This window comes from Snuella lapsa (assembly GCF_039539345.1).
In the GTDB taxonomy this organism is placed as follows: Bacteria; Bacteroidota; Bacteroidia; order Flavobacteriales; family Flavobacteriaceae; genus Snuella; species Snuella lapsa.
Genome location: NZ_BAABCY010000012.1, coordinates 25,854 through 52,546, shown reverse-complemented (window position 1 = coordinate 52,546; position 26,693 = coordinate 25,854). Strand labels below are relative to the sequence as shown.

19 protein-coding genes are annotated in these 26,693 nt (G+C 38.7%); 18 read left to right on the top strand and 1 reads right to left on the bottom strand.

Annotation, left to right across the window (positions count from 1 at the left end; translation table 11 throughout):
- Positions 1-35: 35 nt before the first annotated feature.
- From ABD792_RS01600 to ABD792_RS01590, 3 genes are all read left to right on the top strand, one after another.
- On the top strand, positions 36-1,694 hold the full coding sequence (locus ABD792_RS01600) for an alkaline phosphatase family protein (RefSeq protein WP_345003966.1): 1,659 nt from the start codon (positions 36-38) through the stop codon (positions 1,692-1,694).
- Between the two features lie 35 nt (positions 1,695-1,729).
- Entirely contained in the window at positions 1,730-2,416 is a 687-nt protein-coding gene (locus ABD792_RS01595) for an MORN repeat-containing protein (protein WP_345003965.1), read from the top strand.
- Positions 2,417-2,478: 62 nt separating this feature from the next.
- Positions 2,479-6,261, top strand: coding sequence for a T9SS type B sorting domain-containing protein (locus tag ABD792_RS01590; protein ID WP_345003964.1), 3,783 nt, complete (start codon positions 2,479-2,481; stop codon positions 6,259-6,261).
- 78 nt (positions 6,262-6,339) lie between these two features.
- Here ABD792_RS01590 and ABD792_RS01585 read toward each other — a convergent pair whose 3' ends face one another.
- Complete coding sequence (locus ABD792_RS01585) at positions 6,340-6,900, bottom strand: helix-turn-helix domain-containing protein (RefSeq protein WP_345003963.1); 561 nt, start codon at positions 6,898-6,900, stop codon at positions 6,340-6,342.
- Positions 6,901-7,146: 246 nt separating this feature from the next.
- Between ABD792_RS01585 and ABD792_RS01580 the strand changes: the two genes are divergently transcribed.
- The 15 genes from ABD792_RS01580 (at position 7,147) to ABD792_RS01510 (ending at position 26,693) form a co-directional block, all read left to right on the top strand.
- Positions 7,147-9,600 (top strand): GcvT family protein, encoded by a 2,454-nt coding sequence (locus tag ABD792_RS01580; RefSeq protein ID WP_345003962.1) that lies wholly within the window; start codon positions 7,147-7,149, stop codon positions 9,598-9,600.
- A 168-nt stretch (positions 9,601-9,768) separates the two neighbouring features.
- Positions 9,769-10,530, top strand: a complete 762-nt coding sequence (locus tag ABD792_RS01575) for an electron transfer flavoprotein subunit beta/FixA family protein (protein WP_345003961.1) — start codon at positions 9,769-9,771, stop codon at positions 10,528-10,530.
- Positions 10,531-10,698: 168 nt separating this feature from the next.
- On the top strand, positions 10,699-11,652 hold the full coding sequence (locus tag ABD792_RS01570) for an electron transfer flavoprotein subunit alpha/FixB family protein (protein WP_345003960.1): 954 nt from the start codon (positions 10,699-10,701) through the stop codon (positions 11,650-11,652).
- Between the two features lie 66 nt (positions 11,653-11,718).
- Entirely contained in the window at positions 11,719-13,815 is a 2,097-nt protein-coding gene (locus ABD792_RS01565; protein WP_345003959.1) for a heterodisulfide reductase-related iron-sulfur binding cluster, read from the top strand.
- A gap of 29 nt (positions 13,816-13,844) precedes the next feature.
- Positions 13,845-14,702 carry a formyltetrahydrofolate deformylase gene (gene purU / locus ABD792_RS01560; RefSeq protein WP_345003958.1) on the top strand — a complete coding sequence of 286 codons (858 nt, stop codon included), beginning with the start codon at positions 13,845-13,847 and terminating at the stop codon, positions 14,700-14,702.
- Positions 14,703-14,869: 167 nt separating this feature from the next.
- Positions 14,870-16,501: a beta-N-acetylhexosaminidase gene (locus ABD792_RS01555; RefSeq protein ID WP_345003957.1), complete on the top strand. Its 1,632-nt coding sequence runs from the start codon at positions 14,870-14,872 to the stop codon at positions 16,499-16,501.
- Between the two features lie 26 nt (positions 16,502-16,527).
- Positions 16,528-18,111, top strand: a complete 1,584-nt coding sequence (locus ABD792_RS01550; RefSeq protein ID WP_345003956.1) for a sulfatase — start codon at positions 16,528-16,530, stop codon at positions 18,109-18,111.
- Positions 18,112-18,137: 26 nt separating this feature from the next.
- Positions 18,138-19,895 (top strand): DUF4091 domain-containing protein, encoded by a 1,758-nt coding sequence (locus tag ABD792_RS01545; protein ID WP_345003955.1) that lies wholly within the window; start codon positions 18,138-18,140, stop codon positions 19,893-19,895.
- A 286-nt stretch (positions 19,896-20,181) separates the two neighbouring features.
- Positions 20,182-21,654: a molybdate ABC transporter substrate-binding protein gene (gene modA, locus ABD792_RS01540; protein WP_345003954.1), complete on the top strand. Its 1,473-nt coding sequence runs from the start codon at positions 20,182-20,184 to the stop codon at positions 21,652-21,654.
- 2 nt (positions 21,655-21,656) lie between these two features.
- On the top strand, positions 21,657-22,991 hold the full coding sequence (locus tag ABD792_RS01535) for an aspartate aminotransferase family protein (RefSeq protein WP_345003953.1): 1,335 nt from the start codon (positions 21,657-21,659) through the stop codon (positions 22,989-22,991).
- Positions 22,992-23,090: 99 nt separating this feature from the next.
- Positions 23,091-23,864, top strand: a complete 774-nt coding sequence (locus tag ABD792_RS01530; RefSeq protein ID WP_345003952.1) for an ABC transporter permease — start codon at positions 23,091-23,093, stop codon at positions 23,862-23,864.
- The gene (locus ABD792_RS01525) at positions 23,864-24,517 is read left to right on the top strand and encodes an ABC transporter ATP-binding protein (protein WP_345003951.1); all 654 of its coding nucleotides are present in this window, start codon (positions 23,864-23,866) and stop codon (positions 24,515-24,517) included. The genes ABD792_RS01530 and ABD792_RS01525 overlap by 1 nt, the downstream gene beginning before the upstream one ends.
- A gap of 6 nt (positions 24,518-24,523) precedes the next feature.
- Positions 24,524-24,802 (top strand): MoaD/ThiS family protein, encoded by a 279-nt coding sequence (locus tag ABD792_RS01520; RefSeq protein ID WP_345003950.1) that lies wholly within the window; start codon positions 24,524-24,526, stop codon positions 24,800-24,802.
- 1 nt (position 24,803) lies between these two features.
- Positions 24,804-25,544 carry a HesA/MoeB/ThiF family protein gene (locus tag ABD792_RS01515; RefSeq protein WP_345003949.1) on the top strand — a complete coding sequence of 247 codons (741 nt, stop codon included), beginning with the start codon at positions 24,804-24,806 and terminating at the stop codon, positions 25,542-25,544.
- Positions 25,545-25,556: 12 nt separating this feature from the next.
- Entirely contained in the window at positions 25,557-26,693 is a 1,137-nt protein-coding gene (locus ABD792_RS01510) for an ABC transporter permease (protein ID WP_345003948.1), read from the top strand.

Sequence of the window (26,693 nt, the reverse complement as noted above, 5' to 3'; positions counted from 1 at the left end):
TTAAAGGTGGGTGTTCTACCATAATATATGCAATCATGAATATTAAAAAAATAGGCTATATTATTTTAATTAGCTCAGTTTGCCTTATAACTGTTTGTTGTTCTGGATCGACCAATAGCGAAGAAATCACTGATCCGGATCCAGAACCAGAAGTGGTTAAGAATAAAGTGCTTATAATTGGCATTGATGGCTGTCGTCCAGATGGTTTAATGGTTGCTAATACGCCAAATGTAGATGCACTAATTTCGAATGCTACTTATTCTTTAGACGCACGTTGTTTATTTACAACAAGTAGTGGTCCAGGATGGACCTCAATGTTAAGTGGTGTGTGGCAAGATAAGCACAACGTAACCAATAATTCCTATTCCGACCCAAACTTTGGTGCGTACCCGCATTTTTTTAAACATGTAGAACAAGCTAATCCAGGGTACAGAACGGTATCCATTGTTCAGTGGAATCCCATAAACGATTATATGGCATCCTTACAAGCAGATGTGGTAATAAATTCAGATACCGATGATGATGTAAAAAATGCAGTAGCAAATGAGTTGACCAATAATGATCCAACAGTATTGTTCGTTCAGTTGTCTAATGTGGATTTTGCGGGTCATAGCACAGGTTTTACACCAGACAACCCAAATTACATAAGTGCGATTGAAACGGTAGATACCCAAATAGGAACTATGATTTCAGTTTTAAAGAATAGAGATAACTACCACAATGAAAATTGGTTAATCCTGTTGAGTACAGATCATGGAGGTTTAGGGACATCACATAGCGGGCCATCAGACGAAGAACGAACCATTTTTGTTATAGCAAGTGGCGATACTATTCCGAATAAGGAAATTAAGGCGACAGAAGAGCAAGTAACTATTCCACCAGCAAACAACTGCTTAAATAGTGATACCGAGTTATGGTTTGATAATGCCTATGCCGAAGTCCCTCACAATACGGATTTTAATTTTGGAGAAAATCAAGACTTTTCTATTGAGTGTAGGCTAAGGTCGTCTTTACCTGGAGATGTTGGTGTTTTGGGTAAAAAGAACTGGGCTAGTGGTTACAATAAAGGCTTTGTATTTTCATTTTTGCCAAGTAATGGAAATTTTAAAGTGAACGTTGGGGACGGTACAAATAGAGTAGATGTCAATGCAGGTGAAATAACAGACAATGAATGGCATACACTAAGTGCGACATTTGATAGGGATGGTTTGCTTAAAGTTTATGTAGACGGTGTAATAAAGGGCAGTGCCTCAATGGCTTCTATCGGTAATATAGATAACAACTTACCATTTACCATAGGAGCAGATGGGAATTTTAATTGGAAGTACAAAGGATATGTCGCAGAAGTTAGACTATACAATAGTTTGTTAGAAGAGTCTGAAATTCAGGAATGGAAATGCAAAGTTTTAGATAATACCCATCCAAAATATGCCAATGTTTTGTTGCATTGGAAACTTAATGAAGGATCGGGAACAGATATCATAGATTCAAGTCCTAATGGATATGATGGTACATTGACAAATACAGTATGGAAAGATGCTAAGGTTAGTACTGTAGAAACTATAAAGAATTACGATAATACCCCAAGAACAGTAGATGTAGCGGTTACAGCTTTAAATCATTTGTGCATAGACATTGACTCTGGTTGGAACTTAGAGGGAAATTCTGTAATCGACACAAATTGCCCTAATTAATTTCGAAAATGAGGTATAAAAATATATTAAGACTTATGAAAACGCTTTTTCCAATAATTGTTTTGAACCTGCTTTTTATGCAATTCAGTTTGTCGCAATCAACTTGTGTAGTAAAACTAGAAGCTATTAATAAAAGTTATACAGGAGAATGCAAAAAAGGTTTAGCAAGCGGAAAGGGTGAAGCTCATGGCATTGAAGATTCTTATACAGGAATGTTTAAAAAAGGGGTGCCACATGGTGACGGTACTTACAAATGGGGAAATGGAAATACTTATACCGGAGAGTTTAGTAAAGGGAAAATGGATGGCAAAGGAAAGTTAATCCTAAGGGATAAAGTCTCAGGAGAAGTTACTATACAAAATAGCTATTTTGAGAATGGGGGTTATATAGGGGAATACAAATATTCTTATGCCGTCATATCGAAAAGGGAAATTAAAAATGTATTTGCCAGAGAGAATCCTAGCATTATTACAGCACCAGAAATAAATGTTATTAGAATATCCTTTAAATATAACGGCAGGCAAATAATGCCAAGTATAGTAAATATATCAGATTCTGGGAAAAGTTTGGTAGAAAGGGATGGCGCATACATGATTATGAAGAATGTACAATTTCCAAATAAACAAATTGAAGTTACATTTAGAACAGACGAAGGTTTTAATGGAAGAGTTGTTTTAGATATTTATAAAAAAGCGAACTGGTCTGTTGAAATTACAATTTAAAAAATCTGCCAATAGATATAGTTAGGTTTAGAAAAGATATTGTATAAAGCAATTTTCGGATTATGGTTTTAAAAAGATTCTTGGTGGTATTTGTCTTTTTCTTAGGGTGTTTGCTTTATGCTCAAACAGATCATCATTTTTTCTTTTTAAACGAAGAATTGGTTAATTCCGATCCTGCTAATTATATGCCCGGTTCAAAATACCTGTCTGAAGTAGATTATAATGAAAATGGAAACTCTGGGTATCCCAGTGCTTCTTCAAACTTTTATACATCTAATGTGGCCATGTCGCCCTTTTGTACATCGGCAAGAAAAAGTGTCTATAATTTTAGACAAAAAACGGGCTTAAAATATACAAGGCATAGTGGAGATGACTTTAGTAACTATACCATTACAATTATAATAAAGTTTAATCAAGTTGTAAATAATACATATTACCGGATAATTGATTTTTCCAACGGACAATCAGACAATGGTATATATGCCTATGGTTCCAACCTAAATTTTTATCCAACAGGAAATATAGCTTCCAATGTCTTCAGCAGTTCGCAATTTACATTCTTGACCTTAACACGGAATGCCGCTACAAATGTTATTGATGTTTACGTAAATGATAATTTGGTGACAACCTATAATGATTCAAGTAATTATTATGAGTTTAGTAGCAGCCTCATTTTTGCACGAGACAATTTACCAGGTACGCCAGCACCAAATGAGGATACTAACGGGCAGATAGCCTATATCCATGTTACGGATAACAGGTCTACAGCAGCAGATGTAAAAGATACCTACGACAATATCTGTAGCCTTATACCACCAGATATTCAAGCTAATAATGATGAAGCGCCCGATGCTCACGGTGATACAGGAGAAGTAGTCCTTTTAAATGTATTGGACAACGATACAAAAGATGCTACCCCAGTAACTTTAAATGATGTATCAATGACTATTGTTAATCCAGATGCAACCGGAAGTATAACGCTTAACAATGATGGCACTGTAGATTTAACAGCTAACACACCAGTTGGGGATTATACCATTGTATACGAGTTATGCGACAAGCAGTTTCCTAATATATGCGATCAAGGAACCGTTACGGTTTCTGTTTTGCCAACACCTGAAGTGTTAAATGTTACAGAAGATATTGTATGTTTTAATGGATCGGGTACTTTAACAGCTACGCCATCAACAGGAAGTATCAATTGGTACGATGCGCCAAGTGGAGGCAACTTTTTAGGTACTGGGACAACCTTTGTCACGCCTATAATAACTGCTACAACAACTTTTTATGCAGAAGCTTTTGATGGTAGCTGGAGAGTTTCAGATGCCCGAACCCCCGTTGTCGCTACAGTACAAAACACAGCATCACCTACAGCTATTCCAAATCAGTTTTTTTGCGATATAGATAATGCAACAATAGCCGATATTAGTGTAACAGGAACAGACATTAAGTGGTACGCAAATGCAATTGGCGGGGTATCTTTAAATACTACAAATTCATTAGTTAACGCTACTTACTATGCGACACAAACTTTATTGGGGTGTGAAAGTGATGTACGAACTCCCGTAAATGTAACCGTTAGCGAAACAGTTGCGCCATTGGCACAAACTGATATTCCTGATTTAGAAGGATGTGACGATGATAATGATGGGGTTTTTACATTTAATCTCATGCAACATGAAGCGCTATTATTGAATGGTAGATTAGCATCAGATTATACATTTGCCTATTTTGAAGATAGCTCCAGAACTATATCCATAGTCAGTCCAGGAACCTATAGCAATAGCGTTTTAAATCAGCAGGAGATATTTGTGAGGATAAGTAACAATGCAAATACAAATTGCTATACCGATGTATCATTTAATATAGTGATACTACCTACGCCAGTACTGTTAGCAACAGGTGTTACCCTTGAGCAATGTGATGACGATACCGATGGAGAAACTTTGTTTAATTTAACCGAGGCCAATATCCTTATAACTAATGAAACAGGATTGGAAATCACCTATTATCAAACTTTGGCCGAGGTACAAACGGGATTGCTGACAGATAGAATAACAAATTTTTTGGATTATCCCAATAATCCAAATCTAAGTTCCCCAGATAATGAAATTTTTGCGCGGTTGGAAAATAGTTTTGGTTGCTACAAAGCAGCTAGGATACAATTGGTAGTGGGCGTGTCGCAAATCCCTTCAAGTTTTCAAGCCTTACAATATGTGGTTTGTGATGATGAGCAAGTTGATGGTGATAAGCGCAATGGAATAGTAACTTTTGATTTTAGTGATGCAAAAGCCCAAATAGAAGCTCTGTTTTCCGGAGGGGATATTACCGTTAGTTTTTATAACAATGAAGTAGATGCTTTAACGGAAATAAACCCTATATCGGATATTAGTAACCACAGAAATGAAGATTACCCTAATCAACAAGATATTTATGTGCGTGTAGACAGTAATGTTTTAAACGCTTGTTTGGGGCTGGGGAATCACGTAACGTTAACGGTAGAAGCATTGCCAATTGCCCATCCTGTGGTTTTTGCGGTGCAATGCGAGGACGATCCAACAGACGATAGTATATCTTATCCCTTCGATACCTCTAATTTAGAATCCGATTTATTGCAAGGACAGACTAATGTTTTGGTTGAGTATTTTGACACTTCAGGCAATCCGTTACAGGATTTTAATGGCAATCCAATTTCAAGTCCTTTTCCAAGTATATTTCGAACAGAAACACAGACCATAACAGCAAGGGTAACCAACACCGCTACAAATACCAATAACAACATTTCTTGTTATGATGAAACACAAATAACTTTTTCGGTAGATCAACAACCACAAGCTTTTCCTGTTATTATACCGCCACTATGTGATAATGGAGTAGATACAACAGATGGGCTAGGTGAATTTGATACTTCTACAATTCAATCAGCCATTTTAGGAGGTCAATCAGGAATGGATGTGGTTTATACCAGTGCCGATGGTAGTGTATTGCCGACACCATTGCCAAACCCCTTTGTTTCGCCTACGCAGATCATTACCGCTACCGTAATTAACCCTTTGAATTCAGATTGTTATGCCTCGGTTGAACTGGATTTTGTTGTAAATCCACTGCCTCAATTTGAAGTAGATGAAGACAGGGTGGTTTGTACCAATTTGGTACAATCAATTGTATTAGAAACTTACAGTGCACAATCCAATGATTATAGTTATAGGTGGACTAACAGTGCAGGAGAAGAGATAGGCGTCCAAGCTCAAATTGTTGTAGCCGTGCCAGACGATTATACGGTAATCGCAACTTCAAATTTGGGATGTTCCTCATTGCCTAGAGTAGTACATGTTTCAGAGTCTACATTACCAACAACTAGTCTAGACGATATTGATATTGTTGAGAATACAAATAATAACAGTATAACCATTAATAATGTAGAGAGCAAAGGATATGATTTTGCTTTAGATGATGAATTTGGCCCTTATCAAGACGAACCATATTTCAATAATGTATTAGCAGGAGCACATACAGTGTATGTTAGAAGTAAAGAAGGCTGTGGAATCACAGAAATAGAGCTATTTATCTTAGGGTTTCCAAAGTTTTTCACTCCTAACGACGATGGTTATAACGATACCTGGCAAATATTAGGATTAAGCTATGATTATACCAATGCGTCCAAAGTGTCTATTTACGATCGCTATGGAAAACTACTAAAGCAAATTAATGCAAAGGAAAATAGTTGGAACGGATTGTTTAGGGGAGCCAAACTACCTGCTTCCGACTATTGGTACGTCGCCGAACTCGTAAAGACCAACGGAGATGTTAAAATTTATAAAGGACATTTTAGCTTGGTAAGGTGAGTCCGAAAGCTTTCACTTGCAGTTATGCGCAACTCGTATGGTAGAAACTTATTTTTTCAGGTTGTCTTAAACCAAGCATTATCGTTTAATCCAGTACATTTTCAATAGAGTTGCGTTAGTGTCATATTTGGTGTTCCATCCCAAAGGTAATAAGCCGTCGTAAAATATAGTGTCTCCCTCATTAAGGGTTACCACTTCCTTGTTAAGAATATAGTCTAGTTTGCCATGCAGTACATGAGCCATTTCATAAGTATCCCCGGCAACCGGTTTTCTGTATACGCCATCATTTATTTTAATGAGATATGTTCTTAAGGTGCTTTCGGGTATATGATTTGAAAATAAAAAAGTGTATTCCAAACCTTCTGAATCATCACGCTCTTCAATTTTACCTTTACCTTTTCTGATAAGAATGTATTTTTTTGCTTTAGATTGTTTTAAATTGAGCTCTAACAGGTTTATTTCTAAAGATTGCATTATTTTTAGCAATACAGGAAGCGATGGTGTTGTTCTGTAGTTTTCTATCTTAGATATTAAGCCAATACTCACTCCAGATCTTTTTGCAACTTCTCTTAAGCTCATGTTTTTTTCTTTGCGAACCCTCTTAATTTGGTTGCCAAGGTTTATTAATACGTCTTCCATTATTTTTTTTAAAATGTTATTGCATAAATTTTATGCGCACAAGGTACAACTTTAAAACGTCAGTGAAAACTTCAATTAGTTGGGTGTCAATTTATATCCCTAAAAAAAATTATACTCAGGCACTAAAAAAAGTTTTTTATGTAAAAGTACTTTTATATATTTGACTTATATTAAACACTGTTATACCTATATTAAACATAATGGTTGTTTCAGTGACAAACAAAATCCTATTACAATAATTAACTAATGAGCACAGAAACTACATCGAAATCTAATTTGCCCGACTATGCACCTATCGTTATTGTTGGCGGTGGCGTAGTGGGTACGAGTGTGCTTTATCATCTTGCAGAGCGTGGTGTTGAAGCGATATTAATTGAGAAAAATGATTTAACCAATGGAGCCACATGGCATGCGGCTGGTTTGGTTGGCCAACTCCGTTCATCACGTAATGTAACACGATTGGTGCAATATTCTGCCGATCTGTATCGCCGCCTGGAAGAAATTACAGGTCAACCCGCTGGTTGGAATGAAGTAGGGTCACTCCGCTTGGCATCTTCAGAAGAACGCATGATGGAACTTCGCAAGATTGCCACACAAGGAAAATCCTTTGGTTTGGAAGTTGAAATACTTACACCCGAACAATGCCAGGAAAAGTTTCCGATTATGCAACTTGATGGATGTGTAGGTGGTGTATACTGTGCGACCGATGGCTATGCCGATCCCTCCATGCTAACCCAGGCATTGGCTCGGGGAGCACGTGCCAATGGCGGACGTATATTCCGAAACACTATGGTGGAAGGATTTGAAAAGGAAAATGGAAAAGTCACGGGCGTTATTACTAATAAAGGCATTGTAAAATGTGATACCGTTGTGAACTGTGCTGGTATGTGGGCACGACGTGTTGGGCAAATGGCCGGAGTTAATGTGCCTATCGCCATTATGGAACACCAATATATGGTGACTAAAGAAATGGAAGGCGTGCCACGTAATCTGCCTGTTACACGCGATCCGGACAAAGCCGTATATTACCGTTCAGAAGTCGGTGGGTTAATTTTTGGAGGATTCGAGCTGGCTCCAATATTGTATAACCATGGCGATATGCCTTGGGATTTCGTATCTCAGCTTTTTGAGCCTAATTACGATCAGTTCGAACAGCTTTTTATTCCTGGTTTGGAAAGAACACCAATCCTTGAAAATGCCGAAGTACGCCAAATGATTAATGGACCGGATGGATATACCCCGGATTCACATTATTTGTTAGGGCCATCTCCTGAAGTGTCAAACTTCTTTTTGGCTACAGGTATGAACTGTTTTGGTATCGCTGGAGCAGGAGGAGTAGGTAAAGCCGTTTCTGAGTGGATATTGGATGGTCGACCCAAATTATATATTTATTCAGAGGACATCCGACGTTTTGGAGCGCCTCACTATACCGCCGATAAATATGTAGGAGCACGTACCTGGGAGCACTATCCTAAACATTATACTTTGGCTTGGCCTCATGAACAAGATAAGCAGGAGCGTAACCTGCGTCGCAGTCCGCTTTATGATAAACTGAAAGCACAAGGGGCTTGTTTTGGTGAGAAAACAGGTTGGGAACGTGCATTATGGTTTGCACCCGAAGGCGTTGAACCCAAAGAAGAGATGGCGTGGGGCAGACCCCATTGGCATGAACATGTAGGTCGCGAGGTGAAAGCCATTCGTGAGAACGTAGCTATTTTGGATCAGACCTCATTTGGTAAAATAGAAATTCGGGGTAAAGATGCCTTGCAGGTGTTACAACGTTTATGTACCCGTAATATGAATAAACCGGTAGGAAGCTTGTCCTATACTCAAATGTGCAATAAAGATGGCGGTATTGAGTGTGATGTTACGATTGCTCGATTAGGCGAAGATCATTTCTACATGATAACTGGTACCTCGTTTGCCGCCCACGATTTGGATTGGATCAACACGAATATAAAAGATGGTGAAGCCTGTGTAGCCTATGATTGTACATCGTCACGTGGCGTACTTAATCTTTGTGGACCCAATGCCCGTAAGGTGCTTGAGAAAACATTAATAACAAAGTTTGATGATGTATCGCATGAAGACTTCCCGTTTGGTACTTGCAAACAAATACACATAGGCTCCGCTCCGGTTCAGGCATTACGTGTAAGTTATCACGGCGAATTGGGATGGGAGCTGCATATACCAGTAGAATATACCGCTTATGTGTATGAAAAACTTATGGAAGCAGGAAAAGAATTTGGAATAACCAATGTTGGTTATCGTGCTTTGGAATGTTGTAGGGTAGAAAAAGGTTATTTCTATTGGAGTGGAGACCTCACAGCCGATTACGACCCCTATTGTGCTGGATTAGGGTTTAATGTACACCTTAAAAAGCAAGTAGATTTTATTGGTAAAGACGCACTTGCTAAAATCAAAGCAGAAGGACCGCGCTTTAAAATGTGCTTCTTTGAGCTGGAAGAAGAAACCGAGATCTACGGATCGGAGCCGTTATACTGCGACGGTAAAGTTGTTGAGATCGTGACATCGGGAGCATACTCCCATACCTTTGGTAAAACAATTGCTTATGCCTATGTACCCAAGGCTTATTTGGATACCAAAGAATATGAAATAGAGTCTTTTGGAAAACGGATTAAGTGTAAACGCCACGACGTGTGTGTGTATGATCCGAACAGGGAAAGGATTCTTTGTTAAATAGTTTGCGAAATCAAGATCTTGCTTATGTATAGGTCTCGAGTTTTTAAGGTAAAAAAATAAATAAGAATTATAGAATATGAAATGAGCCATAACAGGAAGTTGATACCAACCTAAATGATATTGGCGAATTACATCTGACCTATAAAAACAATAAAATTTAAACAGATGAAAATTTTAGTTCCAACAAAACGGGTTCCCGATCCGGACCAGCCCATCCATTTAAACGATGCAAAAACAGCTGTTAATCTGGATGGAATACCCTGTGTAATAAACCCTTTTGATGCCATAGCCCTAGAAGAAGCTTTACGAATTAGGGAGGAAGAACGCAGTGAAGCAGGAGGCGATATTGAAATTGTCGCTGTAGGCATAGGTTCCCAGGATTGTGAAAAAGAAATACGTATCGCACTTGCCATGGGAGCAGATCGTGCGATACATATCGTTACAGATGAGGTACTGGATTCTTGGGTCGTGTCCAATCTGCTTAAAGCAGTTGCCGATGAAGAGCAGCCCGATCTTATCATTATGGGAAAACAAGCCATTGACGGGGACAATAATCAGGCAGGTCAATTTTTGGCCTGTCACCTAGGCTGGCCCCAGGCCACTTTTGCCTCTAATATTAGTTTTGAGGGCAACCGCGTGAAAGTGGCACGCGAAACAGATTCAGGTATCGAAAATGTATCCATGGAATTGCCGACAGTAATAACGACCGATCTTCGGCTTAATGAGCCACGATATGCCTCACTTCCGGCAATAATGAAAGCCAAGCGCAGACCATTGGATTCAAAAACACCAGATGAATTGGGAGTCTCTATTGATGCTAAGGTAGAAGTACTTTCAATGGAAACGCTTAGCGCCAAACGCAATTGTGTACGTGTAAACAGTGTGGACGAGCTTATTGATAAACTAAAAGGTGTTGGTGTCCTTTAATTGATATATAAATAATAATACAGAATAGATGAAACGAACATTAACAAAATTTAAGCATTTTTTCACAAAAGGGAATGTTTAAAATTTTTAATGTGAGAGCGTAGCGATTGCATACGTTCTCAATTTTATAATTAATATAAAATCAATGAATTATCAAAATTTAAACGTATGAAAATTTTAGTTATAGCAGAAGTTCAGGAAAATGATGTAAGGCATGCCAGCCGAAGTGCCATTACGCTTGCTAAAAATGCAGCCGAAGCCGCAAACGGAGAAATAGAAATCGCTATACTTGGTAATGATATTGAAGCCGCTGCAGTGGCGGCGTCAGCATATGCGCCAACATTTACGCTAAGCGATGCTACTCTGGCGCATGCAACAGCTGATCGTTACGGAGCAGCTATCGCTTTAATAGCGCAACAGCGCGAAGCAGATCTTGTTGTTGCGGCATCTACGACACAGGGAAAGGATTGCGTGGCACGTGCAGCAGCACAATTAGGAGGCGCAATGGTAACCGATGCCATAGCCTGTGAGAATCGCAATGGCAAATTGGTCTGGAAGCGCACCATGCACGCAGGAGGTGTTGCGGCATGGGTAGCTGTTAATGGAGCACCCGTAATAGTAACGGCATTACAATCGGCATTTGAGCCTGCCGTACCTTCTGAAGAAACAACGGTCACTGCTTTAGATATTGATGTTTCCATACTACCGTCGGCCATTCAATTCGAATCGGTTTCCATCAAACAAAGTACACGTCCGGATGTTACAGAAGCGGCTATTGTTATATCAGGTGGTCGTGCCTTTAAAACCGCAGAAGATTACGAACGCCTCATAGGTGGTTTAGCCGATAAAGTAGGCGGTGGTACAGGAAGTTCAAGAGCGGCAGTAGATGCCGGAATTGCGCCCAATGAAAATCAGGTAGGACAAACAGGAAAGATAGTTGCACCGGATTTATATCTAGGGATTGGTATTTCGGGCGCTGTTCAGCATCTGGCTGGAATGAAAAATTCGAAGGTGATTGCCGCTATTAATACCGACGAAGAAGCACCACTTTTAGATTATGCAGATTTTGCATTGATAGCAGATGCTTATGAGGCCATTCCTGAAATGATCGAAAAGCTTTAGGTTACATCTAAGTGGACATGCCATTACATAATAAAGTTTTGTGTCAAAATTAATTACGGATTTACGATGAATGAGTTATCAAGGGAAATTTATGGTAATATAGACAGTATTTCAAAGGCGCTTTTTTATCTGTGTGCTTTTGCCGCTATGGGCATTTTGATTTATGGTATTCTAAAACGCAGAAAGCTCTGGGACATTGGTAAGGATACGGGCGAAAAAATAGATTGGAAGGCCTCTTTAAAAGCACTTTTTAAGCGTGTATTTACTCAAAAAACTGTTAGAAGTGGTGTGCGTAAAAAGAAAGCAGGACGCTTTCATGCCTTAATGTTCTTTGGCTTTATGGTTCTTTTTATTGGAACGTGTTTGGTAGCGGTTGAGGAATACGGGCATTTACTTTTTGGAGCTGAAGGTGAAAATCTAATCCATAAAGGGCTGTATTTTGTAGTCTATGAAATCTTTATGGATACCTTTGGATTGATCTATACCATTGGTGCCTTGTGGTTTTTGGTCCGAATGCTTCAAAAAGGGCGTGGCGATAGCGTGCGTTATCGCCAATCGGATTTTTTTCTGGTAGCTGCCATATTTTTTATTGGATGGTCGGGTTACTGGATTGAAGGATTGCGTATAATTCGCGAAAATACAGCGTATCCTTGGTTATCTTATGTAGGTAATGCGCATGCACATGTGTTTCGTTTTTTAGGTGTTAATGAAACTAATGTAGATACTGTGCATTTAACGATCTGGTGGTTGCATGGTCTTATGGTGTTTACTTTTATTGCATCCTTGCCATTTACACGCTTGTTGCACATTATAGCTGGAGCCTGGAATCTTTGTTTGGTTAGACGGGAACCCGGTGATATGGTTCCAGTTACCTTGGAAGAACTTGAAGAGACTGGAAAAGTAGGTGTTGAAAATATTCAGGATTTCTCCCAAAGACAATTATTGTCACTTGACGCCTGCGTGGCTTGTGGACGGTGTACCGATGCCTGTCCGGCAACGGAGGCCGGTAAGCCACTTTCGCCACGTGATGTGGTTCAGGACATCAGAAGTCACTTTAATACGGTTGCACCATTGGTTTTGGATGCCAGAAAGCATGGTCGGGATGAAATGGAAGACCAAGCATTACTTGCAGCACCAAAACTACATGGTGATATCATAAAGGCAGAAACACTTTGGAGTTGTACGACCTGTAATGCCTGTCATGAAGTGTGTCCGTTGGATGTAAGTCCCGTCAGTATTATTACCGATATGCGCCGTTTTTTAATAGGCGAGGGGGCACTTAGTGGTCCACCGGCGGCATCATTACAAAAGGTGCAGCGATCTGGAAACCCTTGGGGGCTACCTGTACGCGAACGCTTCAATTGGGCTGAAGGCCTTAATGTACCAACAGTACAATCTAATCCTGAATTTGAAGTATTGTATTGGATAGGGTGTTCAGCATCCTACGATCGTCGCATCCAAAAAGTGGCACATGCTGTTGTAAAGCTTTTGGATTTATCAGGCGTGAATTATGCAACGCTTGGACCAGAGGAACGTTGTACGGGTGAATTTGCCCGCAGAATGGGAGACGAATTTTTGTTCCAGGAATCAGCCGAGCAAAATATAACCGTGTTGCAAAAATATAAGGTGAAAACCATCATTACACATTGTCCACATTGTTTAAACTCATTAAGTAAAGATTATCCTCAGTTTGGAGGCGATTATAAAGTGTTGCATCATACACAGTTCTTGTCTAAACTTATAGATAAAGGAAAACTTAAAGTTGATGCCAAAGCAGCTATTAAAGACGATGGATCCATTACGTACCATGATCCTTGTTATTTGGCTCGGGTTAATGGCATAGAAAGCGAACCACGAGGCCTTATTGAAGCAGCTGCAGGCAAAAAGGCGTTGAAGGAAGTTGCCAGAAGCGGGTGTCAATCATCCTGTTGTGGAGCAGGGGGTGGTCGTATGTGGTTTGATGATGAACCCGACGAACGTATAGGAAGAAGCCGTGTTAAGGAATTGTTGGACACAAAGGCAAAAACGGTGGCAGTATCCTGTCCATTTTGTCTCACCATGATGACCGACGGCGTTGCAGCAAAGACAAGTGAGGTAAAAGTCAAGGATATCTCGGAGATACTGGCACAAGCAATTGATGCCCCAAAGGAGAAGGAGCAATAAACAAACTATAACAATCAAAATTTAATGAAATGGATCAAAAAACTGTCACTTTCTTAATAAAGTGTCCTGATCAAGAAGGTATTATAGCTACGTTAACTGGATTTTTCTTCGGTGAAGGTTATAACATCATTAGCTTGCAGCAATATACAAACGTAAAAGAAAAAAAATTCTTTATGCGTATTTGTATTGCGACCAATCGGCAGATAACTAAGGATTTAGAAGAAAAGTTCGAAAAGCTGTCTAAAGATTTTAGCATGGAGTGGAAAATCGATTATGGAGATAAAATCCAGAAGGTTGCTATTATGGTTTCACATACCAGTCATAATCTTTACGATTTGTTGTCTAAATACAAAGAAGGAATGTTACCTTGTGAGGTTGTTATGGTAGTGAGTAATCATGAAAAGCTCAGGCCAGTAGCTGAAATGTTCGGTATACCTTTTTATTATGCACCTGTTTCTAATGAGACTAGACTTCAACAAGAAAAGGATTTAATCGATTTGTTTGATAAAAATAAGATTGATTTAATTGTTATGGCCAGATATATGCAAATATTAACGTCTAATTTTATTGAGCATTACCCGTTTAAGATCATTAATATACACCATTCATTTTTACCCGCGTTTCAGGGAGCCAACCCCTACATGCGAGCTTATGAGCGAGGGGTGAAACTAATAGGGGCTACAGCACATTATGCGACAGAAGATTTAGATGAAGGGCCAATTATTGAACAAGATGTAGAGCGCGTAACCCATGAGTCTACAGTTGGTGCTTTAAAGAGTATAGGTGCCGATATAGAAACCATGGTTTTGTCCAAGGCAGTTAAATTCCATTTGAACAATCAGGTTATTGTAGATGGAAATAAAGCCATCGTATTTCCAGAAACATAAATTTAAATAATCATATAGGTTGTAATTTATAAAGGAGGGGATATGTATTCTTCTCCTTTGTTTTTTACATTATAATTTAATTATTTATAAAATTAATTTGTATTCTAACTAATTAACCAATAAGTTTGTGTTCGAGCACAAAACATAAATTTCTAAAAAAACAAACTATGCGCTATTATTCTTTTTTCATTTTTTTGCTGGTTATATCCATAAGTAGCTGTGCAGAAAAAAACAGGACATTTCAACAGTCTGAAGTGACTATAATCCCTAAGCCTGCAAACTTAATTCTGGGTGAGTTCTCTTTTGCTTTCAAGGACGGAACGACTGTTTCTGTTGGAACTGCAGAGCAGCAAATTGCAGCAAATCATTTAATTAATGTAATTGGAGGAGAGACTGGTAATACGTTGAAATTAGTTGAGGGAGAATCTGCTAATGTAGTGTTTAAGAAGGTTGATGGCTTGCAATCGGAAGCATACCGATTGGACATAACACCAAATCAAATTACAATAAGTGCCAGTGATCCGGCGGGTTACTTCTATGGCGTACAATCTGTACAACAAATGCTAACACCTGAAGTCAAGGAATCTGGAGAAGGAGATAAAAAATGGTTAGTACCTTGTGTTAGTGTAGAAGATGCACCGCGTTTTAAATGGCGCGCTTATATGTTGGATGAATCACGTTATTTTCACGGTGAAGCATTTGTTAAACAGATTTTAGATCAGATGGCCTTGTTAAAGATGAATGTGTTTCATTGGCATTTAACAGACGATGCAGGTTGGCGTATAGAGATTAAAAAGTATCCTTTACTAACAAAAGTAGGTGGTTTTAGAACTGATAGTGAAATTGAAACATGGGGAAGTGGAAAAACATCTGGTGAAGCCCATGGAGGCTTTTATACACAAGAGCAAGTTAAGGATATTGTCGCTTATGCGGCAGAAAGAAACATTACTGTTGTTCCAGAATTTGAAATGCCTGGGCACTCCAGTGCAGCTATCGCGGCTTATACTTGGTTGGGAACAGCTGGTGTAGATATTGATGTTCCTGTGAAATTTGGAAGACATTATGATAATTACGATGTAACAAAACCAGAAGTAGAGCAGTTTGTAAAGGATGTTCTAAAGGAGTTGTTCGAGTTGTTCCCTTCCAAAGTTATTCATATTGGTGGAGACGAAGTTGGTTATAAAGTCTGGGAAGAATCAAAACATGTACAACAATACATGAAGGATAATGGTATTAACACGCCTGCCGATCTACAGATTGCCTTTACCAATAAGATTTCAAAGTTCATAGAAGAAAATGGAAGAAGAATGATGGGATGGAATGAGATTATGGGAATCAACATTCATAAAGGATTTGAAGAAAAGAAGGACGATAAAGAGGCGGAAACCGAGTTGGCCAAGAATGTAGTTGTTCATTTCTGGAAAGGAAACTTAGAACTTGCTACAGAAGCAGCCAAAAAAGGATACGATATTGTAAATTCATTACATAGTAATACATATTTGGATTATGGTTATAAGAATATAAGTTTAGAAAAGGCTTATAGTTTTGATCCCATACCAAAAGGATTGGAATCTCAGTACCATAAAAATATTTATGGGTTGGGATGTCAAATGTGGAGTGAATGGACACCTACCAATAAAGATGTAGAACGTCAAACATTCCCGAGAATTGCTGCTTATGCGGAAGTAGGTTGGACAACCTCAGAAAATAAAGACTTTGAGAGTTTTAAAGTGGCTTTGAAAAAATTACAAACCCGTTGGGACGATTTAGGAATTAACTATGCGAAAGTGTTAGAGTAAGCATGTAACTGCAAATAATGTAAGTTATGAATACTATATATAAAGTAATAAGTGTTGTTGTTATTTGCTTCACCATTTTCTCCTGTAAACAGAAAGAGACTAAGGCAGAGGAACAAGGAAATACAGTAGTTAATGAACAACCAAACATCGTTTTGTTTTTGGTTGATGATATGGGCTGGCAAGATACCTCAGTACCGTTTTGGACGGAGAAAACACCCTTTAATGAGCGTTATATAACACCTAACATGGAGCGTCTTGCTCGTGAAGGCATGAAGTTTACGCAGGCCTATGCCACGTCTGTGTGCTCACCAACGCGGGTTAGTTTAATGACAGGCATGAATGCTGCCAGGCATAGAGTAACCAATTGGACGCTTAAGAAAGATATGCTGCAGCCAATGGAAGCAAACCATAAAAAATTGAAATTCCCAAGATGGAATGTTAATGGTATGAGTCCGACACCAGATATTGAAAATGCGGTATATGTTACCCCATTGCCAAAATTATTACAAGACGCAGGTTATTTTACAATTCATACTGGTAAAGCGCATTTTGGCGCTATTGGAACGCCTGCAGAAGACCCTAAGAATATTGGATTTGATGTAAATATAGCGGGACATGCCGCTGGTGCTCCAGAAAGTTATCTGGGAATAGAAAATTTTGGAAATGGTAAAAAAGGAAAGGAAGTATGGGCTGTGCCAGGTTTGGAAAAATATCACGGTAAAGATATATTTTTAACTGAAGCGCTAACTAAGGAAGCTATACTGGCTGTGGATAGTGCAGTAGTAGCTAAAAAACCTTTCTTTTTGTATATGGCTCATTATGCAGTACATACGCCGCTTTATGCTGACAATAGATTTGAGAAAAAATATTTGGATGCAGGGTTAGACCCAAAGGAAGCTAAATATGCCTCTATGGTAGAAGGTATGGACAAGAGTTTAGGCGATATTATGGATTATCTTGAAAAGAATAATCTGGACGAGAATACAGTTATTTTATTTATGTCGGATAACGGTGGTTTGAGCGTACATGCAAGAGGCGGTGAACCTAATACCCATAATAAACCTTTAAATAGTGGTAAAGGTTCGGCCTACGAAGGTGGTATTCGAGAGCCAATGCTGGTAAAATGGCCAAATAAGGTAAAACCAAATACGGTTACCGATAAGCAGGTCATTATTGAAGACTTTTATCCGACCATTTTAGATTTGGCAGGTGTTGAAAATTATAATGCCGTTCAAAAAATAGACGGACTAAGTTTTAAGGATGTATTAAAAGGTGAAAGTGTAAAAAATACAGATAGAGCCTTATTTTGGCACTATCCAAACGAATGGGGGCCATCAGGACCGGGTATAGGGGCTTCCAGTACTATTCGTAAAGGTGATTGGAAATTAATTTATTATCATCTTGATAGTCGCTTCGAGCTATTTAATATCGCTGAAGATATAGGGGAAACCACTAATTTGGCTAGGAGTGAAAAGGAAAGACTTAAAGCTTTGGCTGAGGAGTTGGGGAGTTATTTGCGAAGTGTAGATGCCCAAATGCCATCCAATAAAGAAACCGATAAACAGGTGCCTTGGCCGGATGCAGAAATAGTAATTAACCAGATAAAATAATTAAACGTTAAGTAAATATAAAACATATGAGGACTATTTTTTCAATCGTGTTGTTGTGCTTTTTGGTAAGTTGCCATCAACAAAAAGAAGTTGTTGTAAGTCAGACCTATGAAGAACCACAAGACCCATCTCCAAGTGAATCCCAAAATTGGGAGGAGCTTCCAAGCGGATTACAGGCGTCAGCTGTATCTGTAAATAAGCGTTTTGTAAAAAGCATTATTCCTGATGTAAAAGAGGTTGGCTCTCTAAGTGCCGAGGCCTGGAAAGGTGAGCGAGTTTCAGGACAATTGGTGTTATGGACTAAGGATTCAATAACAAAGGTTAGTGCGGAAATTTCAGATTTTAAATCTGAAAGTGGTGCAACCATTCCTTCTGATGCCGCTCAGTTGCGTTTTGTTAAATATGTTATTACCGATGAGTTTGCAGGTGGTTGTGGTTATAGAAAACCCGAAGACTTTGCTGCCTCTCTTGCAGCAGATGCATTGGATACGGTGGCCTCCTATGCTGTAAAAGCAAAAGAAACACGTCCGTTATGGATTACCGTGAACGTGCCTGCAAGTACTGAAGCGGGAGCATATAAAAGCAAGATTACTTTAAATATAGAAGGACAAGAAGCAAAGGAATTCGAAATGACCTTAAATGTTGTTGATAAAGTATTGCCGTCAGCTTCCGATTGGAAGTTTCATTTAGATTTATGGCAAAATCCTTATGCAGTATCACGGTTTCACAATGTTGAGCCTTGGTCGCAAGCACACTGGGATTTGTTAAAGCCGTTGATGAAACGTCTTGCCGATGCCGGTCAAAAAGTAATCACCGTATCGCTGAATAAGCGCCCCTGGGGCGGACAAACCTTCGATCCGTTCGATGCTATGATAGGATGGAAAAAGAAAAAAGACGGTACTTGGGAATACGATTTTACTGTTTTTGATAATTGGGTGCAGTTCATGATGGATCTTGGTATTAAAAAACAGATAAGTTGTTACTCCATGGTGCCTTGGGGTAATGAGTTTTATTATTTCGATGAGGCCGAGAATAAAGAAATCAAGATAAAAGCCCCTCCGGGAACACCAGAATACGAGGCCTTATGGATTCCGTTTTTAAAGCAATTTAAAGCGCATGTCCAAGAAAAAGGATGGGATGGCATCACAAGAATAGCGATGGATGAGCGAGGTCCTGAAGAGATGAAGGCCATGTTGGAATTGCTTAATGAGCATGCGCCGGAATTTGGGGTGTCTTTCGCCGATAATCATAAGAGCTATAAGCTTTATCCTAATGAGCTAAAGGACATGTCTGCCGCTTTTGGGCACCCCGTAGATGAAGAAGACCTGGTTGAAAGACGTGCTAATGGTTATGTAAGTACCCATTATGTGTGTTGTTCAGATAAATTTCCAAATACCTTTACGTTTTCAGAACCAGCAGAAGGTGTCTTTATAGGATGGTATACGATTGCAGCCGATTTTGACGGTTTCTTACGTTGGGCGTATAACAGCTGGGTAGAAAATCCTTTGCAAGACTCCCGTTTTAGAGCATGGCCTGCGGGAGACACTTACATTGTGTACCCTGATAATCGCAGCTCCATTCGTTTTGAAACTTTAAGAGAAGGGATTCAAGATGCTGAAAAGATTAGAATTCTTAGAGAAGAGCTTACAGCTAAAAACGATTTGGATACCTTAGGTTATTTAAACGAAATAGTTGCCCAATTCAATATCACAGAAAAGCCTGAAGATTTAGAAGGTTTATTACAGGAAGCTAAAGCTGTTCTCAACAAATTAGCTGTAAAATAGAATGAATTTTTCTGTATGCTGCCCTATAGCATAAAAGGATGGGGTTTGCTTTGGATTAACAATAAAAACTAGCGGTCGGATACTCTTCGTTATTGAAGAGTCGGCCGCTTAATTTTTATATGTCTAAAGTATAGAGAAATCAGTGCAGGTGTTTTAGTTAGTTTGCATATATTGCTAAGGCATTTTTTGTAAAATATGTTTAGTGAATTTTAGAAATTTAACACAAATATATTTTACTATTAGTAAAAATATTTGCATTTTTGTTAAATAAATAATACGATTTTTCATGTTTGTAAAGCAAATGCAGATTTTGTCTTTTTGTGTGATTTTAATTGTGTTTTGTAGCAGTTGTAAGCAAAACAAAGAAGAGAAGAGCCTTTTATTATATTGTGCAGCAGGAATAAAACCCGTTGTAGAAAAAGTGGCTAAACAGTATTATGAAGATTATGGTGTTCGTGTAGATTTGCAGTATGGAGGATCTGGAACACTTTTGTCCAATCTGCGTGTAGCTAAGCAAGGGGATCTATATTTGGCGGCAGATAAAAGTTATATCCAAGAAGCGCAATCACACGGATTGATTGCGGAGACACAACCACTAGCCTATATAAAACCTGTAATTGCAGTAGCCAAAGGAAATCCCAAGGGGATAACTACCATTGAAGACCTCTATAAAGAAGATGTTAAAGTTGTAATCGCTAATCCAGACGCTGCTTCAGTGGGTAGGTTGACCAAAAAAATGTTTGTAAAAGCCCAGCTTTGGGAAGCCTTTGAGCCGCATGTATCTGTTTTAATGCCAACCGTAAATGAAGTTGCCAATACCATTAAGCTAGGGAGTATGGATGCTGGGATAATTTGGGATGCAACAGTCAAACAATATGAAGATTTGGAAATTGTTGAAATCCCTATGTTTAACAAATATGTTAAAAATGTAACCATTGGGGTGCTTAACTATTCATCACAACCAACCGAAGCACTTAAGTTTGTTAGGTATTTATCGGCTAAAAATAAGGGTTTATCCGTGTTTAAGGACTATGCGTATCAAATTATTAACGGTGATGAGTGGAGTGAGAAACCCAGATTGCTTTTTTACAGTGGGGGGGTTAATCGTGTTGCGATTGATAATACCATTGAAGATTTTGAGAAACGCGAAGGTGTTCAGGTAGATCGTGTGTATAACGGCTGTGGCATTTTAGTGTCTCAAATTAAAGCGGGGCAGCGACCTGATGGCTACCTCTCTTGTGATATTTCCTTCATGGTTCAAGTAGAGGACCAGTTTGGTTCCATAGTAGATATTTCCAAAACCGATATTGTTATAGCGGTGAAGAAAGGCAATCCGAAAAACATTAAAAACTTAAAGGATTTAACGGCAGATAATTTGAAATTGGGTGTCTGTAATCACAATCAGAGTGCTTTGGGAGCGCTGACTAAACGGTTACTCGAAAGTCAGCATATATGGGAATCCGTATATAAAAATGTGCGTTCACAAACACCAACAGCCGATTTATTGGTAAACCAGATTAGAACGGGGTCATTAGATGCCGTTGTGGTTTATGCTGCCAATGTAGCCCAGGTAAAGGATAAAATAGATATAGTGCATTTAACCGAAGATCAGGCAAATGCCCTTCAGAATTTTGGAATTTCGAACAATTCAAACTACCAAAACTTAATGAAACGTTTGCTAAAAGCATTGACAGCCGATAGTTCGAAAAAAAATTATCTTGAAAATGGCTTTGAATGGAAATATAATACAGCTAATTAATCATGAATAAAGAGGTTCTAAAAACAGAAGGCGATGTAAACCTTTCGAAAGAAAGAGGACAATGGCAACAAGAAAATATTTTAGATGCTGAAACTTTACAAGTATTAAAAGACGATGAACGCTTGTTTGTACACCAGGCTATGTCGACACCTTGTTTGGATGTTTTAAGTACGTGTTCTGATGCCACAATCGAAAATTTAGAAGGAAAAGAATATCTTGATTTTCATGGCAACAACGTACATCAAATAGGCTTTTCCAATCCATTTGTAGTAGATCAGGTTAAGAAGCAATTAGACGAATTATCATTTTCAACAAGGCGTTATACCAATAGAACAGCAGTTAACTTTGCGGGTAATCTAACGGCCTTGCTTCCCAATGGGCTCGATAGGGTACTGTTTGCCCCTGGAGGAACTTCGGTGGTGAGTATGGCATTAAAGTTAGCACGTGTTGTTACAGGTAAGCATAAAGTGGTTTCCTATTGGGATTCTTTTCACGGTGCATCACTAGATGCCATAAGTGCAGGAGGAGAGGCTGTTTTTCGTCAGCATATGGGACCAATGATGCCCGGTGCCATACGAATTCCACCACCAATGAGTAGTGGTGGTTTTTTTGAAGATGAAATGAAATCGGCCGACTATTTGGAGTACGTTATCGAAAAAGAAGGAGAAATAGGTGCTTTTATAGCCGAAACAGTAAGAAATACCGATGTTCAAATTCCTTCTAAAAACTATTGGAAACGCATTAGGGAAATTTGTACTAAGCACGATGTCTTATTAATTTTGGACGAAATTCCTATAGCCTTGGGACGTACAGGTAAGATGTTTGCTTTTGAGAATTTTGATATAGAACCAGATATCCTATGTTTGGGAAAAGGTCTTGGTGGCGGTATAATTCCCTTTGCAGCCATGGTGTGTAGGGAGGAGCATAACATAGCACAAGATATTTCGTTAGGACACTTCACGCACGAAAAAAGCCCTGTTGGGTGTGCTGCAGCACAGGCGGTAATTGATTATATAGATTCTAATAACTTGTTGCAAAAAGTAAATGATGATGCCGTATTCATGGCAACGGCCTTAGAAGCATTAAAGCGTAAGTACCCCTTAATTAGTGAGGTACGCGGACTAGGCCTCTTATGGGGGGTAGAGTTAAGGTATCCAGAAACCAATAAAGCCGCCTATACCGAAGCAGAAAAGATAATGTATAGCTGTCTGTCCCAAGGATTGAGCTTTAAGGTCTCCCAGGGACATGTTTTACAATTGTCGCCGGCATTAACTATTCAAAGAAACGATTTGCAGAAGGCCATAAACATTTTAGATAAGGCTTTAAGGACGTTATGAAGGAGAGACCAAATGGTTTATAAATAGTATAACCTAAAAAAAATAATAAAGATAAAAACCATAAACGAACATAAACGACTATTAAAAGTAAAGTCTAATTTGCCATTTTTTTTAATGATGGGTGTCGTAGCTTCGACCTATATCGTTTTAATATTGGCAATGATGCTGGCAGATTTATCTTATACCACGTCAGGACATATATTGGAGGCCTTACAAAGTAAAGAGATACAGTACGCGATTAAATTAAGTTTAATTACCTGTACAATTACTATGATTTTAAGTGTGTTGGTTGCTATCCCTTTGGGGTATTTTATGGCGCGCTTTGAATTCCGTTTTAAAAAGGTTATCGATGCCATACTCGATATACCCATTGTATTGCCACCATTAGTAATTGGGTTGAGTTTGCTTATTTTATTTCAAACAGCACCAGGGCAATTTATAGAGAGTCATGTGCGTATAACTTATACCGTGTATAGTGTTATTATAGCGCAGTTTATGGTTGCTTGTGCCTTTGCTGTTCGAACCATGTATGTTACCTTTATTCAAATTAATAACAGACAAGAACAAGTGGCTTTGACATTGGGATGTAACCAACGGCAATCGTTTTTTTACATTTTGTTACCACAAGCTAAAAACGGAATTTTAACGGCAGCTTCATTGGCATGGGCAAGGGCATTGGGAGAATTTGGTCCTATTCTTATTTTTTCGGGAGCAACACGTATGCGTACCGAAGTATTGCCCACAACCGTATTTTTAGAGATGTCGGTAGGAAATATAGAAGCAGCCGTAGCGGTTTCTTTAATTATGATACTTTCAGGTTTTGCAGTCTTGCTTATTGTAAGGCTGTTTGGTGATAAAAACACAGCTTTGTAATGATAACATGTGTAGATATAAACATAAAACAAGGTGAGTTTACTTTAGCCGATATCAATTTTAAAGTTGAGAAAGGGAGTTATATGGTGCTCATGGGTAAGACTGGTTGTGGAAAGACTACAATCATGGAGTCCATTTGCGGCTTACGAAAAATAAAGTCGGGAGCAATTTGGTTAAATGGTAAGGAGATTACAACCTTAATGCCTGCCAAAAGGGAAATTGGCTATGTGCCACAAGATGGTGCTTTGTTTAAAAATATGACCATTGCCGAAAACATAGGATTTGCTTTGAAGCTTAGGAAATGGCCTAAGCAGCATATTAAAGAACGCGTAGCGCAACTGGCAACCGATTTGGGGATTACCTATTTGTTAAAACGCGAAGCACACGATTTGAGCGGAGGAGAAAGACAGCGTGTGGCTTTGGCAAGGGCTTTGAGTTTTTATCCAGATGTATTGTGTTTAGATGAGCCATTAAGTGCGTTGGATGAGCATACTAAAGACGATATGCTAGACCTGTTAAAAACCTTGAAAAAGAATTTAAATATTACAATATTACATGTTACACATTCAAAAGAAGAAGCTATTCAATTGGCAGACCATATACTGAAATTTGAAGGTGGCCATGTTAAAGAATTAATGCCTGCAGAATTATAAAAGAAAATGGATATAACATTAAAATTTACGGCTCAAATAAAAGATGTTGTTGGTAAAGCTAGCGATACAGTTACAGTGAGTAACGGTACCAATTTACAGGAGTTGCTAACTAATTTGGGAATGACGTATGGAGATCGGTTTAAAACCATTCTGTTTGACGAACAAGGAGCCTATCGGCATTCCAATTTAATAGTGATCGATCAATCACAAGTAAATTACGACGATGATGTAACATTAGCAGATGGTATGGAAATTACATTAATGTCACCAATATCAGGCGGATAAAATGAAACAGTTAACAGCAGAGGAATTAGCAACTTACGAATGGCAGTTGGACGTACCAGACCATGGTGTTGAAGGACAAGAGCGGTTAAAGAACAGTACCGTTTTAGTATCACGTTGTGGTGGTTTAGGTAGTGTTGTAGCTTATGAATTAGCCGCAGCCGGTATTGGAACACTTATTTTGGCCCATGCAGGCAATGTAAAGCCAAGCGATTTGAACAGGCAACTGTTAATGACACACGATTGGTTGGGAAAACCTAGAGTTGAGTCGGCCGAGCGTCGTTTAAAAGAATTAAACCCAAGATTAAATATAATTAGCGTTCCAGAGAATATTAATGAGGCAAATGCGGAAAAATTGGTGGGTATGGCCGATGTAATCGTAGATGCTGCGCCACTTTTTGAAGAACGTTTTTTAATGAATAGGGAGGCCGTAAAACAAGGAAAACCACTAGTAGATTGTGCTATGTACGAGTTAGAGGCTCAAATAACCACTGTCGTACCTGGCGAAACCGCTTGTTTATCCTGTTTGTATCCAGAACAGCCCATAGCATGGAAACGTAGATTTCCTGTTTTTGGAGCCGTTTCAGGAACCATTGCTTGCCTAGGTGCTATGGAAGCCATTAAATTAATATCAGGATTTGGAGAGCCACTAAAAAACAAGTTGTTAACGATGAATATGCGAACTATGGATATACAAACCATAGGAATTAAGCAACGTAAGGGGTGCGCAGTTTGTGGTAGTTAAAATAAGTAACGGATGAAACTGATTTTAAAAGAAATAATACATAGAAAGTTCAATTTTTTAATGGGACTTTTAGGAATGGTCACCATTGTAACGCTGGTAGTGTTTTTTTATACCATGACACGGGCAACTCAAAAGGAAACCATTCGATTAACCAGGGATATGGGATTTAATGTCCGCATCATTCCGGGAGGTACCGATATTAACCAGTTTTGGGTAGAAGGCTATTCCAATTTGAGTATGTCTGAAGAAGTAGTCGATAAATTGGTAAATCAAAAGTCCGTTAACTATGCACATTTAACAGCTACGCTTCATAAACGTGTAGAGTGGCAAGACAAACATGTAGTGCTTACCGGAATTTCAAGCCAGGAAAGAGAACCCTCAGGAGCAAAAAAGTCAAAAATGATTTTTGCCATAGAAAAAGATAAAGTGTATTTGGGGTACGAGATAGCAAACCAGTTCAATATAAAAGAAGGTGATACGATTACCGTTTTTAATAAGCCATTTGAAGTTTCTAAAACCTTAACAGAATCGGGAAGTGAAGACGATGTTAGGATGTATTTCGATTTAGCGACACTTCAGTCCTTAGTGAAAATGAAAGGACGTGTTAATGAAGTAATGGCCATTAATTGCATGTGTTCCACTAAAAATGGAGATCCTCTGGGAGAACTTAGGGCAGAGTTGAAAAAAATAGCACCCGAAGCGAAAGTCATTATGAAATCCAGTGTGGCCGATGCTAGAGAAAAGCAACGTAAAATGGCCGACAGGTATTTTTTCTTCTTATTTCCGATTATACTCATTATTTGTGCTTTATGGCTTGGGTCGGTGACAATGACAAATGTAAAAGAACGTACCCCAGAAATAGGTATTATGCGTGCTATAGGAGTTACCAGTTGGAATATAAGTAAACAGTTTTTTTTACGGGCATTGCTCATTGGGTTTATTGGAGCCATTATTGGGTTTGTAATTGGTACGATAGGCTCCTATCAATTAGGGCCTAATGTATTCAATGTCACTAAAATAGCCATTGCCCCAAATTACTTATTGTTACTTGGAGCGGTAATTATAGGGCCTTTTTTCGCAGCATTATCATCATTATTGCCTGTGCTATGGGCTGTTAATAGGGATTCAGCAGAATTACTTAAAGAATAG